Origin of the sequence: Bacillus sp. FSL W7-1360, from assembly GCF_038592975.1 — a bacterium.
GTDB lineage: Bacteria > Bacillota > Bacilli > Bacillales > Bacillaceae_D > Shouchella > Shouchella lonarensis.
The window spans coordinates 1,435,782-1,448,919 of the sequence record NZ_CP151950.1 but is presented as its reverse complement, the minus strand read 5'-3'; the positions used below and the strand labels follow the sequence as shown (position 1 = coordinate 1,448,919).

Genomic DNA, 13,138 nt, shown 5'->3' with positions numbered 1-13,138 from the left:
GGCACCACTTTCAACGTGCGCTATAATACAAAAGTAGCGACGTGTTTACCTACCATATATGAAGATAAATCAATGCTTTAGGAGAGGGTGTCATGAGCGACTATTCTTACAAAATTGATATGCTTAGCATGGACATTGCATCGCTACAAAGTGCGATTGAACTTGCCAAGGATCAGCGAGCAGATTTACTCGACATCCGAAATGAATTGATGGATGAGAAGCGCGAACTAGAATCGCAAGAGTCTTTCATCAACGAGCCAGAAACCGACAATGAAAGCTCACATGGAACCCATGCAGAAGCGCATGAAGATGAACGAGAAACAGCACGACAATTACACGAAAAAGCGATTGAAAGAGTAGAAGAAATGATTCAAGCGGTAAATGATGAACGAGATGATTTAGCTTCACAAATACAGACGGATCGCGCAAAAGTGTACGACAGAGAAGATCGAATCAGTATGTTAAAACAAAAACAACGCGCTGCACAGGAGGCCGCAAGTAGGTGAGAGTAAATGGAAATTAAAATCAATGTCCAAGAAGTGCTTTATGCGCTCAAAGGTGTAGAACAATCAGCGGGCGTGTTTGAAATTGAAGCCGTCGATATTCAAGTAGACGAACTTGATACGATGACGGTTGTAAGCGAAGAAAATGAAGGACTGGATAATTTATTGTCCGCACATGTAAACGCTGTATACGAAATGGAACGCAAGTTGGGCGAAACAGTCAAAGAATATGAAGCGTTAGACCGCGACCTTGGCACAAAACTAAGATCAACATGAGACAACAAACAGGAGGCATAATGGATGAGGTTTCTTGATGTTGAAAGAGTCATGACGGATACGACTGCACTAATAAAAAAATACCAAAGTTATCTGGACTTCTACGAGGGAATGGAACGAAAAATCACGTTTGTGGTCGACATGGAAGGATCTATCTCAGGGGAAGGCGCAAATGGACTCGTTGCGAACCATAGAGAATTACAGTTACCTGTCATTCAAGCGATTAGGGCGCACCTGCATCGTTTCATTGAAAAACTAGAGACATTTCAACCTACATTATTCATAGAGTGACTTGCACAATGGAAGTATTCAAAGATACCCCAACCAACTCCTGAAAATTAGCAATAAGCTAAAAGGAAGACGTATCAACCTGCCAGAAACCAAATAAACTAAATGAATATAAACTCATTGATCAAAATTTTCACGTGCAACACCTAAAAAAGGACAGACTGCTCCCTTGTCATTAAACAATACGTAAAGATATTTATGAAATGCACATCAAACCATGCGATGCCTTCGTCCCCATGACTGGATGTTTCTCATCATCTCAAAAAATGCTTTTTGATGGACAAAGGACGCAGACAACTTCAGATGGAGATAACGCCCAGACTTTGTGATCTTTGCGCCAACCTTGATAAACAAAGAGCGAAAGGAACTCATACGATAACGTTTGACAGAGTCAGGCGCAAATAACACTTTGGCAGTGATATGCAGGTTATAAGCGATGAGAGAGATCATCATACGTGCGCAGTTTGGAATGAAATAATGGCTGTGCATAAATTTACAGCCGAAGTCGTTCTTCGCTTCTTTGATGAAAAGCTCCATTTCCCCACGTTGTTTATAGATAGAGAACACATCTTCCGGATTTACTTCGAGATTTGTCACGAGGAAAGTATGTTGGAAGAGCAATTCTCCAGGGACACGTTCATAACGAATCATCACGCGACGAGCACGAGACCAAGAACCTGCTTTATACACACTCTCTTTATAGTGAACCTCATGATTTTTGTTCATGTCATAATCTGGTCTAAGCGCCTCTGCTTGATCATGCAGAACGCTGTTCGCTTTTAAGCGAATGACGTAGTCGACGCTTCGCGCCTCACAAAAATCATACAGATCAGGCATGGCAAACCCGCTGTCTCCACGTACAAGCATATTCACACGTGGAAGTTTCTTTCTTGCTTGATCAATAATATTTGCACACATGGCTGATGCACCATTTGAAGTGTATTCTTGTCCAGGACGATTGATCGCTCCGAGACACAATCCTGTTTCTCCATCGAACGCAAGGAGTGGATGGTATCCTGTTGTTTTGTAATGTCCACTGTAACCGCGATTTTCTTGTTTCCCATGCGTTTGAAAGTATGTAGAGTCAAGATCGATAGTGATCTGTTCCTGATTTAGAGATTTGATGGTTTTTAAACTTGAGTGGAGAAGGGATGCATCCATTTCCTTGATATTTTCTGGCGCGATCGCTTGATAAAATCTTGTGAGCGTCGATTGGCTCGCTAACGCCTCTTTGTTTAATACTTGCGTCATGGTTGGATCATGAACAAGCTGTTTTGCGGCAGATTCTGTGTGATACCCACCAAATCGTTGGAAAATGAGTTGTTCCATCACAGATTCATGTGTATGATCGGGCTCGCTTCGATGATCAGGAATGTGTACAGTTTCGTGTAGATCAATGAAATAATCAAGTTGATGCGCGACTTCTTTATACATCAACACACCAGCATCCGAAGTGATGCGTTCGTTTGATGCACTTATTTTTAAATTTGGATTGAATGTTGGTCTAATTTCGTTTAAGATGGCCATAAGGGATTCCTCCTACGTGAGTTTTTGTGGCAACTTAAACATACCAGAGGAATCCCTTTCGTGTACACTTTTTAGCTCATAGATTTTCACCCATTGGGTGAAAATCTATGAGCTAAAAAACACTTGGACGATAATGGATTGAACCTTGTTTAGACCGAGAATGTGAATAATGTAGGTTCAAGGATATGTACTAGAATTTGAGTCAAATGAAAAAGGGCTTGTATCCTACGACTTTTGGGCGAATTTGGTACCGTACAATATTGATAAATATGAACAATTGATGGAAACAAGCGAAAGAAATATTAATGCATTGGTAGCACGTGCAAGCGGCATGGTGAACCTTGGAAAGTTTGATCTAACGAACGTGTATAACCAAGCGGAAACATCAAAAAAACATGCAGAGAGCGTAGCAGAAGGTTTAAATATGCTTGATGCAGAGGGTTTTGAGCTATTTCAAGAAATCGTCGCCGGGAGAGCTGAGCTAGAAGCGATCATTAAACAGGCTGTCGAATGGTCAGGAGCAGGGCCATTTTTGAAAGGTGTAAACCTCAATGATGTGCGCAGCCACTTTAAAGAATATGACTTACATAAAGAAGCACCTAAAGTGAGCTGGAGTGACGACACGTTTTTTAACCTTGCATCATCATCGGACCCAGACACGAGGCGAATGGTATCAGTTTTGTATAACCTCGCAGCAATGGGTGTGAATCCAGCAGTGATCGCAGCGCTTGCAAAAGAGCTTGATGCTCATGTCGGACGTCCAGTGTCGCAAGGAATCATCCAAACAGCAGTGACAAACGGTGTGTATCAACCAAGTCCCGGCGCAGAAATGCATGCGGCGTTTCCAATTGATTTTATGTACAATGGTGGGCCGCGAAGCGTGATGGAAGCGCAAGGTCCGGAATGGTATTATATAGGTGAGGCGATGCCATTCACGGCGCAATCTATGTACTTGCGACAGATTCGAGCGGCGATCTCCCCGAAAGGTGATGGTGTAGATTTAAGTAACGCGTCTTCATCATATGAGGCATCCCACATGGTTAATCAACCAAAGGGGCAAACAAAATATCACTCGGATGATTGGGGCAAATCAACATCAGAATTTGAATGGGGATGGTCGCTTGATGATACGTCGATGGCGGCAGATTTTACCCCAGGCGTGAGCAATTTTAAGTCTGGAATTGAAGCATTTACGGGATACGATCCAATCACGGGACGTAAATTAGAACCGTGGGAGCGCAGTCTTGCGATGGCGGCAATTATTGGTGGGCCGGCTGTCAAGGGAGCATCTAGAGTGGTTAAAGGCGTGAAGAACGCTGATACTGTTATTGACTCAGTTCCTTCTGTAAGAAACGGGGAGTTTGACAAATGGTATAACTCTCTAAACACAAAAGAATTTGATGAAATTTGGTCAAACCCCCAATTAAGGAATGGTGTGAAAGACCGATTGCGTCATCCTGGGGGATTACACGAATGGCATTTAGTTTCTCGTGCTGATACATTTAAGTACTGGGGTGTTACTTCTCAGCAGATTAGAGAAATGAGGACATTAATATCAGAGACAAAATTTATCAATCCTCCAGGTAAGCATGGCGGCAAAGGATCGACAAAAGCCCACAATGAGTTGTTGGCTATTATTGATACGTCGACAGATTATAATATGTTTAAAAGACGGTTGCAGAATTGGGCTGACTATCGCTTTGAAGGTGGGTCAAAGGCTTTACCAAAGGGTTTGAAACCATAAAAATAGGGAGGGAAAATTATGGAAAAAAATGGATTTGTGTCTTTGTGGGTAGGTAAAGTGGAAAAATCGGAAGAAATGGATGGACTATTGCAGCCCTCCTATACCTCAGACGGTGACTTTGTGCCATCTGTATTTGCTCGTAGTTTTAAAATAGAAAGATATGATCCTGCTGTTCAAGAGTCGGATTACCTGGGTAACTCTCATAATGCTGTTGATGTGTTACTAGAGGATTTCTCTTATGATGATGTTATCATCCCAAAGTTTCAAGGTTTATGTGGTGAAGAATTAACTAATGATTATAATGCTGTTGTGCTTATGTACAATTTTGATTATAAAGGTGATCATAGGCAGGCTACAATTGGCGGATCATCTTGGGATTTTATAGGTGTAGTACAGTATTTACAGAGCTAGTGAAGAAAGAACAGTAGTTCCCAGCGCCCTTGTCGCCACTTGCATTTGGCACAGGGCGTTTTCATACATAAAACGAGCAAATAAATTAAGGAACCAGGATCTATGGTTGAATTGCCAGCTAGTATGAATGATCAATATCATAAGGTTTTGCATGGTCTAGTAGAGAATGGTGGCAGCTTTAGGAACAATCCGACGCTAAGGAAACAGTATGATAATTTCAGAGGGAAATACTGGAGATGGCGTGCGAAGCAAATTGAAACTGGCTCAATAAACAATTAGGAGGGAAAGGACATGGCATTTGCTGAATTAGAAAGGTTCATTGATGTGAATCAGGATATGGATGATTTTACGGGTGGGACAGATATATCGGAAATAAACTCTATTGAAAAAGAGCTAGGCTGTGAACTTCCTTATAGCTATAAAGAATTCTTAAAAAAGTATGGCTCTGGAGGAATATTTGGTGTTGATATTCTGGGGTGTACAAAAGCTGAAATTCCATCTGTTATAGTTCAAACGAAAAGGTATAGAGAGTTAGGAATGCCTAGCCATTTGGTAGTTGTAGAAGATGCTGGGGAGTATGTGTATTCTTTAAACACCAAATCGTTTCACGGTGAAGAATGTCCCGTTATTGTATGGGATAGATCGCTAGGGCTAGACAATGAGTCTGAAGCACAATCATTTGATGAATTTTTATTGAGAAGGTTAACAGAAGCGAAAGAAAACTGGGACGAAGACTTTTAAAGTAGTAACTACCACCCCTGTTGTCATTTTATGATGACTCAGGGGCTCTTTGCAGTGATCATTGACTTCATTGATAAAGAATTAAATCCGCAATTGAAGCAACCTTCGGCGTCGACCCGATTACGGGTAGGAAGCTAGAACCGTGGGAACGTGCATTAGCATTGCGGGTGGTCCGGCTGTTAAGGGCGTTTCTAAAGTGGCTAAAGGTGCGAAGAACGCTGATATTGTTATTGACTCAGTTCCTTCTGTAAGAAGCGGGGAGTTTGACAAATAGTATAACTCTCTAAATACAAAAGACAGATTATAATATGTTTAAAAGACAGTTGCAGAATTGGGCTGACTATCGCTTTGAAGGTGGGTCAAAGGCTTTACCAAAGGGTTTAAAACCTTAAAAATAGGGAGGTAACATCATGGAAAAAAATGGATTTGTGTCTTTGTGGTTAGGTAAAGTGGAAAAATCGGAAGAAATGGATGGACTATTGCAGCCCTCCTATACCTCAGACGGTGACTTTGTACCATCTGTATTTGCTCGTAGTTTTAAGATAGAAAGATATGAACCTGCTGTTCAAGAGTCGGATTACCTGGGTGAACTTAGAAAAGTTCCAAGTAGATGATATAAAATATAGGGAAATTATGGATCCTGAAGTAGTACAGGTAGTTGCTTTAATTGCACTTCTCATGATTGCATTAATTGTCCTTCTTGCTAAAGGCGCGGTAGTTGCTCCCATTGCAGCTGTCTTATTGTTCCTGATGAATCACTTTTTTGATGATGATGGAACTAGCTAAGAAGCAAGCAAATGTGGTGTTTTTTCTAATGTTATGTGTTAAACTTTTTGTAAAGTTTATTTTGGGAGAGGATAATTAAAATGGAGATTTTCTTATATCCTATGTTGGTGGCGGCTTTTGTTTTTGTGATTGTTCTGGCGGTAAAGGTACAAAAAAATAATGAGAAAATTGCCCAGGATAATAAACGTGCGCTTACAGGTGCGGAGCAATTCCGCATTGATCAGGGCATTGCACTCAAAAAAATTCTTGCTAACCATGAAGAGGTCTTGAAAAATCAACAATCCCTCATCCAAGAAATTAAATACTTAAGAGAAGATTTAAAGAATGATTAGATAAACAAATTTGAAATGGTCCTGCTCAGTAAGAGCAGGTTTCTTTATGCAAGAATAGACCATAAGATCTACTATTGTCTCGAGGCATGACAAAATTGATTCATAGTGTTAAAATGGGTGGAGGAGGGAATGGTATGTATCAAAAACTACTCTATGCGTTTGTATTGATTTGCTTTGTAACACTGACTTCATGTAGTGGAGAAGATACGACAACCGAAGAAGGCCGAATAGATTATTTTAAATCATCTGCAGAAATTACTGAAGAACTGGAAGAAACCAGGAGAAAAGAAACATCCAGACAAGAATCTATAAAGAAGCTTGTCAAAGTGGGTGACGTGGTAGAAAATGAATATGGAACTGTCACGCTTAAGTCCATAAAAAGTGATCTGTTTGAATTTAAGCGTGGGGGTGTGGAATACGCTGTTACTGGTATTAAACATATGGAAGTCCAAAGCACAGATGACTCCTATTGGAAAATTTTTGTCGGACCTGGAGGAAATGTAACAGATGTAGCCCTTTTTGATATGTTGCAAATAGACTTTATTGTAAAAAACACAAATAATTTTGGTGTGTCCCTTGGAACGATAAATAGAATAATGACATCAACTTTAGATCAGTTGGATTATGGTGATCAGAACGTTGTCTTCCCATCTAGGGATGGTGAAGATTTGCCTGAAGGACTTGAGGAAAGATGGAATATACAATACAGTTTTGAAAGCAGTGATCCAATTGAATGGATAGATATTGTTTTTAATTCACTTCATGATGAGGAATGGAATGAAATAGCGGATTCAGAAGTAATAAGAATTACATTTTAAATTAAATTTACAGAGTTACAACGGTAAAGCAAAAGGTGTAATTTTTATGCAGCATCTTTACCAGTGTGGAGTAGACCCTCGTTCTTTGGAATGGGGGTTCTTTTTGGTTAAACCAATTATTATTGATCGTGAGAAAGAGAGACTCCCTATTTACATATGAAAATCTACTTATCTCTTGGCACCACTTTCAACGTGCGCTATAATACAAAAGTAGCGACGTGTTTACCTACCATATATGAAGATAAATCAATGCTTTAGGAGAGGGTGTCATGAGCGGCTATTCTTACAAAATTGAAATGCTTACTATGGACATTGCATCGCTACAAAGTGCGATTGAGCTTGCCAAGGATCAGCGCGCAGATTTACTCGACATCCGAAATGAATTGATGAACGAGAAGCGCGAACTAGAATCGCAAGAGTCTTTCATAAACGAGCCAGAAACCGACAACGAAAGCTCACACGGAACCCATGCAGAAGCGCATGAAGATGAACGAGAAACAGCACGGCAATTACACGAAAAAGCGATTGAAAGAGTAGAAGAAATGATTCAAGCGGTAAATGATGAACGAGATGATTTAGCTTCACAAATACAGACGGATCGCGCAAAAGTGTATGACAGAGAAGATCGAATCAGTATGTTAAGACAAAAACAACGCGCTGCACAGGAGGCCGCAAGTAGGTGAGAGTAAATGGAAATTAAAATTAATGTCCAAGAAGTGCTATATGCGCTCAAAGCTGTAGAACAGTCAGCGGGCGTGTTTGAAATTGAAGCCGTCGATATTCAAGCAGGCGAACTTGATACGATGACGGTTGTAAGCGAAGAAAATGAAGGACTGGATAACCTATTGTCCCAACATGTAAACGCTGTATACGAAATGGAGCGCAAGTTGGACGAAACAGTCAAAGAATATGAAGCGTTAGACCGCGACCTTGGCACCAAACTAAGATCAACATGAGACAACAAACAGGAGGCATAATGGATGAGGTTTCTTGATGTTGAAAGAGTCATGACGGATACGACTGCACTAATAAAAAAATACCAAAATTATCTGGACTTCTACGAGGGAATGGAACGAAAAATCACGTTTGTCGTCGACATGGAAGGATCCATCTCAGGGGAAGGTGCAGACGGACTCGTTGCAAACCATAGAGAATTACAGTTACCAGTGATTCAAGCGATTAGGGCGCACCTGCATCGTTTCATTGAAAAATTAGAGACATTTCAAAGGTATGTACTAGAATTTGAGTCAAATGAAAAAGGGTTTGTATCTTACGACTTCTGGGCGAATTTGGTACCGTATAATATTGATAAATATGAACAATGGATGGAAACAAGCGAAAAAAATATTCAAGCACTGGTAGCACGTGCAAGCGGTATGGTGAACCTTGGAAAGTTTGATCTAACGAACGTGTACAACCAAGCGGAAACATCAAAGAAACATGCAGAGAGCGTGGCAGAAGGTTTAAATAAGCTTGATGCGGAAGGTTTTGAGCTATTTCAAGAAATTGTCACCGGGAGAGCAGAGCTAGAAGCGATCATTAAACAGGCTGTCGAATGGTCAGGAGCAGGACCATTTTTGAAAGGCGTAAACCTCAATGATGTGCGCAACCACTTCAGCGAGTATGACTTACATAAAGAAGCGCCTAAAGTGAGTTGGAGTGACGACACGTTGCTTAACCTCACATCATCGTCCGATCCAGATACGAGACGGATGGTATCAGTGTTGTATAACCTCGCAGCAATGGGCGTGAATCCAGCAGTGATCGCAGCACTTGCAAAAGAACTTGATGCGCATGTCGGACGTCCAGTGTCGCAAGGAATCATCCAAACAGCAGTGACAAACGGTGTGTATCAACCAAGTCCTGGCGCAGAAATGCATGCGGCGTTTCCAATTGATTTTATGTACAATGGCGGACCAAGAAGCGTGATGGAAGCACAAGGTCCAGAGTGGTATTATATAGGTGAGGCGATGCCGCTCACGGCGCAATCTATGTATTTGCGGCAGATTCGAGAGGCGATGAAGCTGAAAGATAATGGTGTAGATTTAAGTAACGCGTCTTCCGCGTATGAAGCATCCCACATGGTGAATCAACCAAAGGAGCAAACAAAATATCACTCAGATGATTGGGGCAAATCAACATCACAATTTGAATGGTCCTGGTCGCTTGATGATACGTCAATGGCGGCAGATTTTACCCCAGGCGTGAGCAATCTTAAGTCTGGAGTTGAAGCATTTACGGGATACGATCCAATCACAGGACGGAAATTAGAACCGTGGGAGCGAGCGCTGGCGCTGGCTGGTATTATTGGTGGTCCGGCTGTCAAAGGAGCATCAAGAGTGGTTAAAGGTGTGAAGAGTGGTTCGAAAGCGGCTGATATTAAAGCACCGAAGGAAATAATAGCTGATCGGACCAAGGGGTTAGATTTAAATCCACACCCCACCAGTAGGAAACAGATGAGTTCAAAAAAGATGAACGAGTTAAAAGGAAAAATCAATGATAGGACTATAACTAAACAAGAGTATCAAGATTATGTATGGAACAAAAAGTTTCAGTCCAAAAGAAGAAAAGGTGTGACGGAATTTTGGGACATGGAAGCTAGTCGTATCCATGGTAAAGAAACTCCTACGCGCAATTGGACAAATAAACAGTCACAAGACATTCTACAAGGCAAAACACCTACTCACAATGGGAAGCCTCTTGCTGGTCACCATACTTACAGCGCGTCTAAGTACCCACATCTAGCAGATAAAGGGGAAGTTATCTATCCTGTAACTTACAAGGAACATTTCTATGGTTGGCACGACAAAAACTGGAAAAAAAGCCTTCCAGGTGAACCCATTAATCCGATAAAAGAATTTTAACTTTTACTTTTGGGAGTTGATACAGGTGAGTGATAGCAAAATCGAGGTAACGGTCAATAAAACTACGGATTTAGTGAGATTAATCCCTGTAATTAGGGGTTATACAAAAAAGTCCATTGGTGAAATTAAGAGTAATATAGAGCAAGGTGAACCTGTGATGACATGTTTCTATGTGGATAGTCCAGAAGAGATGCCGATTCTGCTCAAAGCAATAGAGGAATTAAAAAGTAAGGGGGCGGAAATTGGGATTTACCAGAAATTTCATCAAACCCATCGAGAAATTGATTTAACAGTATTAAGGAATCTAATTACGCGTGATAGAGAAATAACTGCTCAGGTTCAAGAAATGGACGATAAAATGTTGGACAAGGATTAGAAAACAGCAGTAATTCACAGTCAGTCCCCTCTTGTCATCGCATGTATTGACGAGGGGGTTTTAGTATGCGAGGAATAAACGATCAATGTTAATGGGTAGTCCACACAGTTGTTGCATCGGTATCTGACTGTTCACGGAAAAACACAAAAAACGCCGACTAAAGCCGACGCTATCAAAGTGGGGGTAACCACTATTACAAATATTATACCACACATTTGATAGTGTTTGCAAAAAAAAGTTTCACTGTGCTATACTGAACTGGCAATAACATATGGATTCTCAAGGGTGGGCGGCAATCCCCGTAAGAAAGGGGGTGCTGCTATGAGCGTATTTCAATCACTGATGCTGATGATTGCATTTGGTGGTTTAGTCGTCTCAATTGTTACTTTGGCGCAACGTCAAAAGTAAACCCACCCTTGAGTGTGCAAACTGTGGGGTGGGCAACTATCACCTATTGATTTGCCGTCCTCCCTTGTAGAGGAGTCCAGTTATTGCAGACCATGGGTGTTACTAGCACCTGTGGTCATTTTTAGTTTATGCATCTCTTGAGTTCAGTATACATGCAGTGTGTGGGATACGTCAACTGTATTTCCGGTGTGGTATGTGTCAAGAATTTCTCGAGCGCCTTAAAAGACCAATGATTTCACCACTCTACAATTGTGCACTGATAATTGCCGTGTATTATTTCGAAATTTAGCTCCGTGAGGCTTGGCAGAGGGCAAGGGCCGGGTTGTATTTTTGAGAAAACCACTCAAAAATCTCCACCCTTCCCCCCTTGCCCTCTGCCATTTTGCGTGTGACTAAAAACGCCACTGATCGAGCGATAGACCGATGACATTTCAAGTTATATGGCTCGGTCATTTAGTTAGTTTAACACGCAAAAACGCTCGTACACCCGTCCTTCATTTGTGCTGCTCCATCAGGTTGAGACGCAAAACCGCGGGGATCACCCCGCACGCGAACTTCTCTCGCTCATCCCGATGACAAAAAGTCAGCCTACCAAATAGCCTTTCATTCCTTTCACAAATTTGCCCATTGGAGAAGAATGAGGACCGTTCAGGGCAAATGTTCCTTGGCGCACACTTGGGGTCACGGCTTGTTCATGATTTTTCTTGGCACGAGTCACTATTTGTTGGAACACGCGCTGCTGTCTCGTTGTTCGCCCTCTAAAGTGTAAGTATACGCTACGTAATGTGTTGTTAAGGATCCCTTGTTTGACCTTGACCATTGCTTCACACCCAGCTTTACTCCAATGCATGCCTCTCTTTTTCATCCGAAATGAGATGTGTCGCTGGTTTGATTCTATCGCACCTAGGGAGCGCGCATTCTCGGGTGGGTCAGCCACTTTCTCGCGCCAATCAAATATTCTCTCCCATTGGGATAAAAGATATTTTTTACATTGCTCAATTCTCTTGAGATGCTTCTCGTCTGTGATCGTACTTTCGTACGTGTCTATCCATTTTGTGAAAGTCTCTTTGTCACGGTCCTTTAAGGCTTGTTTTGCTTTGGTTTTATATTCATGGCTTTTTACCCCAAATGCGGCGCTTAAAGACTGTTGTACATGATAGCCATCGATTTGATTCAAAACAGGCTTGTTTGATTGAGAAAAGGCTTCTTGAAAACGATCTGGTGTATAACCTGCGCCACCATCACTTCCAGTGACGACTTGTGTCTCCGAAAGAGCATATCGGTGAGCAGTGACAGCTTGGACTTCTTGCCAAAAACGATTGATTTCTTTCGTTGTCATGATGGCATAAGGAGACGTTAGCTTCACACGCTTCCCATTTAGATCCCAGCCCTCGTACGTGATCGCGTGGCGCACTTCAATTTGTTTTTTCTTCTGAGTGCTTCTCACAAATACACCATCAGCTTCTCCGTAAAGATAGTCTACTTTCTTCCCTTCAGGAAGCTCTGCGGCTTCCTCTAGCTCTTGGACAAGAGCTTCATCTGCTTTCTGTTGGACCTCACCAACTTCTTTTACAATCTTTCCTACGGTCTGATGACTCATCGTCACTGCGGTCCATTCAGATAACGTTTTGGCTGTGCCTCGGTATGTTTGTTCGCTCGCTAATTCTGCCGTTTTCACTTCCACAAGTGGACTATATCTTTGGTATTTCACAAAACAGAGGTATTCGTCTAATGGATAGCTTCTCTTTCCTTTTCGGTCTTTCATTAACGCACGCTCATACGTAACGGATCCAAACATAAATTGGATTGTACGCTCATCTTTCCGCTCCATAGTCCAGCCTTCATTTTTCTTGTTTTGCGTGAGCTCTTGATCGATTTGTGATAAAACTTCTCCAGTTATACGAGCAAAGGTCGTTTCCATTAACTGTTTTAGGGTTTCTTCAGCTTCTATCATGTTGTTTTTGGTCTTTATTATGTTGTATATTTCGTGTACAATAGAAAGCATGAAAAGACTCCTCTCTCCAGATGTATTTGCTTTGGTCAGCACACATCTATTGTAGAGGG

Annotated in this window: 19 protein-coding genes and 1 pseudogene; 18 read left to right on the top strand and 2 right to left on the bottom strand. The window is 41.6% G+C overall.

The features are described from left to right. The first annotated feature begins 92 nt into the window (after positions 1 to 92). From NSQ26_RS07295 to NSQ26_RS07285, 3 genes are read left to right on the top strand one after another with little or no spacing between them, the layout of a single operon-like run. Positions 93 to 506: a YwqH-like family protein gene (locus tag NSQ26_RS07295; RefSeq protein WP_499717688.1), complete on the top strand. Its 414-nt coding sequence runs from the start codon at positions 93 to 95 to the stop codon at positions 504 to 506. A 6-nt stretch (positions 507 to 512) separates the two neighbouring features. Beyond that, entirely contained in the window at positions 513 to 779 is a 267-nt protein-coding gene (locus tag NSQ26_RS07290) for a hypothetical protein (protein ID WP_499717687.1), read from the top strand. 24 nt (positions 780 to 803) lie between these two features. After that, the gene (locus NSQ26_RS07285; RefSeq protein ID WP_499717686.1) at positions 804 to 1,070 is read left to right on the top strand and encodes a T7SS effector LXG polymorphic toxin; all 267 of its coding nucleotides are present in this window, start codon (positions 804 to 806) and stop codon (positions 1,068 to 1,070) included. Positions 1,071 to 1,277: 207 nt separating this feature from the next. Here the strand turns inward: NSQ26_RS07285 and NSQ26_RS07280 are convergent, their stop codons facing one another. After that, positions 1,278 to 2,594 carry an IS1380 family transposase gene (locus tag NSQ26_RS07280; RefSeq protein ID WP_499717685.1) on the bottom strand — a complete coding sequence of 439 codons (1,317 nt, stop codon included), beginning with the start codon at positions 2,592 to 2,594 and terminating at the stop codon, positions 1,278 to 1,280. Positions 2,595 to 2,793: 199 nt separating this feature from the next. On the opposite strand from NSQ26_RS07280, the pseudogene NSQ26_RS07275 reads away from it, so the two are divergent. The 15 genes and pseudogenes from NSQ26_RS07275 to NSQ26_RS07205 all read left to right on the top strand — a co-directional run. Next, a pseudogene (locus NSQ26_RS07275) lies at positions 2,794 to 3,099 on the top strand (T7SS effector LXG polymorphic toxin); the annotation flags it as partial. A gap of 162 nt (positions 3,100 to 3,261) precedes the next feature. Further along, positions 3,262 to 4,338: a pre-toxin TG domain-containing protein gene (locus NSQ26_RS07270; protein ID WP_499720011.1), complete on the top strand. Its 1,077-nt coding sequence runs from the start codon at positions 3,262 to 3,264 to the stop codon at positions 4,336 to 4,338. 18 nt (positions 4,339 to 4,356) lie between these two features. Next, entirely contained in the window at positions 4,357 to 4,749 is a 393-nt protein-coding gene (locus tag NSQ26_RS07265; RefSeq protein ID WP_499717684.1) for an immunity 22 family protein, read from the top strand. Positions 4,750 to 4,833: 84 nt separating this feature from the next. Beyond that, positions 4,834 to 5,028, top strand: a complete 195-nt coding sequence (locus NSQ26_RS07260) for an HNH/ENDO VII family nuclease (RefSeq protein WP_499720010.1) — start codon at positions 4,834 to 4,836, stop codon at positions 5,026 to 5,028. Between the two features lie 12 nt (positions 5,029 to 5,040). Further along, positions 5,041 to 5,490: an SMI1/KNR4 family protein gene (locus NSQ26_RS07255; RefSeq protein WP_499717683.1), complete on the top strand. Its 450-nt coding sequence runs from the start codon at positions 5,041 to 5,043 to the stop codon at positions 5,488 to 5,490. Positions 5,491 to 5,570: 80 nt separating this feature from the next. After that, positions 5,571 to 5,741, top strand: a complete 171-nt coding sequence (locus NSQ26_RS07250) for a pre-toxin TG domain-containing protein (RefSeq protein ID WP_499720008.1) — start codon at positions 5,571 to 5,573, stop codon at positions 5,739 to 5,741. A gap of 159 nt (positions 5,742 to 5,900) precedes the next feature. Next, positions 5,901 to 6,104, top strand: coding sequence for an immunity 22 family protein (locus NSQ26_RS07245; protein WP_499717682.1), 204 nt, complete (start codon positions 5,901 to 5,903; stop codon positions 6,102 to 6,104). A 19-nt stretch (positions 6,105 to 6,123) separates the two neighbouring features. Then, positions 6,124 to 6,276 (top strand): hypothetical protein, encoded by a 153-nt coding sequence (locus NSQ26_RS07240; RefSeq protein ID WP_499717681.1) that lies wholly within the window; start codon positions 6,124 to 6,126, stop codon positions 6,274 to 6,276. A gap of 80 nt (positions 6,277 to 6,356) precedes the next feature. Beyond that, positions 6,357 to 6,608: a hypothetical protein gene (locus NSQ26_RS07235; protein WP_499717680.1), complete on the top strand. Its 252-nt coding sequence runs from the start codon at positions 6,357 to 6,359 to the stop codon at positions 6,606 to 6,608. Between the two features lie 134 nt (positions 6,609 to 6,742). After that, positions 6,743 to 7,426: a hypothetical protein gene (locus NSQ26_RS07230; protein ID WP_499717679.1), complete on the top strand. Its 684-nt coding sequence runs from the start codon at positions 6,743 to 6,745 to the stop codon at positions 7,424 to 7,426. A 269-nt stretch (positions 7,427 to 7,695) separates the two neighbouring features. Further along, positions 7,696 to 8,109 (top strand): YwqH-like family protein, encoded by a 414-nt coding sequence (locus NSQ26_RS07225; RefSeq protein ID WP_499717678.1) that lies wholly within the window; start codon positions 7,696 to 7,698, stop codon positions 8,107 to 8,109. A 6-nt stretch (positions 8,110 to 8,115) separates the two neighbouring features. Then, positions 8,116 to 8,382, top strand: coding sequence for a DUF5344 family protein (locus NSQ26_RS07220; RefSeq protein ID WP_499717677.1), 267 nt, complete (start codon positions 8,116 to 8,118; stop codon positions 8,380 to 8,382). A 24-nt stretch (positions 8,383 to 8,406) separates the two neighbouring features. After that, a complete protein-coding gene (locus NSQ26_RS07215; protein ID WP_499717676.1) occupies positions 8,407 to 10,290 on the top strand; it encodes a T7SS effector LXG polymorphic toxin in 1,884 nt (627 codons plus the stop codon). A gap of 25 nt (positions 10,291 to 10,315) precedes the next feature. Then, a complete protein-coding gene (locus NSQ26_RS07210; RefSeq protein ID WP_499717675.1) occupies positions 10,316 to 10,666 on the top strand; it encodes a hypothetical protein in 351 nt (116 codons plus the stop codon). A 321-nt stretch (positions 10,667 to 10,987) separates the two neighbouring features. Further along, complete coding sequence (locus NSQ26_RS07205; RefSeq protein WP_499720006.1) at positions 10,988 to 11,074, top strand: putative holin-like toxin; 87 nt, start codon at positions 10,988 to 10,990, stop codon at positions 11,072 to 11,074. 583 nt (positions 11,075 to 11,657) lie between these two features. Here NSQ26_RS07205 and NSQ26_RS07200 read toward each other — a convergent pair. Further along, positions 11,658 to 13,079, bottom strand: a complete 1,422-nt coding sequence (locus NSQ26_RS07200; protein ID WP_499717674.1) for an ISLre2 family transposase — start codon at positions 13,077 to 13,079, stop codon at positions 11,658 to 11,660. Positions 13,080 to 13,138: the final 59 nt, after the last annotated feature.

Coding starts and splice junctions, on each gene's coding strand:
- NSQ26_RS07295 (WP_499717688.1), top strand. CDS start 93: ATGAGCGACTATTCTTACAAAATTGATATGCTTAGCATGGACATTGCA.
- NSQ26_RS07290 (WP_499717687.1), top strand. CDS start 513: ATGGAAATTAAAATCAATGTCCAAGAAGTGCTTTATGCGCTCAAAGGT.
- NSQ26_RS07285 (WP_499717686.1), top strand. CDS start 804: ATGAGGTTTCTTGATGTTGAAAGAGTCATGACGGATACGACTGCACTA.
- NSQ26_RS07280 (WP_499717685.1), bottom strand. CDS start 2,594: ATGGCCATCTTAAACGAAATTAGACCAACATTCAATCCAAATTTAAAA.
- NSQ26_RS07270 (WP_499720011.1), top strand. CDS start 3,262: ATGGTATCAGTTTTGTATAACCTCGCAGCAATGGGTGTGAATCCAGCA.
- NSQ26_RS07265 (WP_499717684.1), top strand. CDS start 4,357: ATGGAAAAAAATGGATTTGTGTCTTTGTGGGTAGGTAAAGTGGAAAAA.
- NSQ26_RS07255 (WP_499717683.1), top strand. CDS start 5,041: ATGGCATTTGCTGAATTAGAAAGGTTCATTGATGTGAATCAGGATATG.
- NSQ26_RS07245 (WP_499717682.1), top strand. CDS start 5,901: ATGGAAAAAAATGGATTTGTGTCTTTGTGGTTAGGTAAAGTGGAAAAA.
- NSQ26_RS07240 (WP_499717681.1), top strand. CDS start 6,124: ATGGATCCTGAAGTAGTACAGGTAGTTGCTTTAATTGCACTTCTCATG.
- NSQ26_RS07235 (WP_499717680.1), top strand. CDS start 6,357: ATGGAGATTTTCTTATATCCTATGTTGGTGGCGGCTTTTGTTTTTGTG.
- NSQ26_RS07230 (WP_499717679.1), top strand. CDS start 6,743: ATGTATCAAAAACTACTCTATGCGTTTGTATTGATTTGCTTTGTAACA.
- NSQ26_RS07225 (WP_499717678.1), top strand. CDS start 7,696: ATGAGCGGCTATTCTTACAAAATTGAAATGCTTACTATGGACATTGCA.
- NSQ26_RS07220 (WP_499717677.1), top strand. CDS start 8,116: ATGGAAATTAAAATTAATGTCCAAGAAGTGCTATATGCGCTCAAAGCT.
- NSQ26_RS07215 (WP_499717676.1), top strand. CDS start 8,407: ATGAGGTTTCTTGATGTTGAAAGAGTCATGACGGATACGACTGCACTA.
- NSQ26_RS07205 (WP_499720006.1), top strand. CDS start 10,988: ATGAGCGTATTTCAATCACTGATGCTGATGATTGCATTTGGTGGTTTA.
- NSQ26_RS07200 (WP_499717674.1), bottom strand. CDS start 13,079: ATGCTTTCTATTGTACACGAAATATACAACATAATAAAGACCAAAAAC.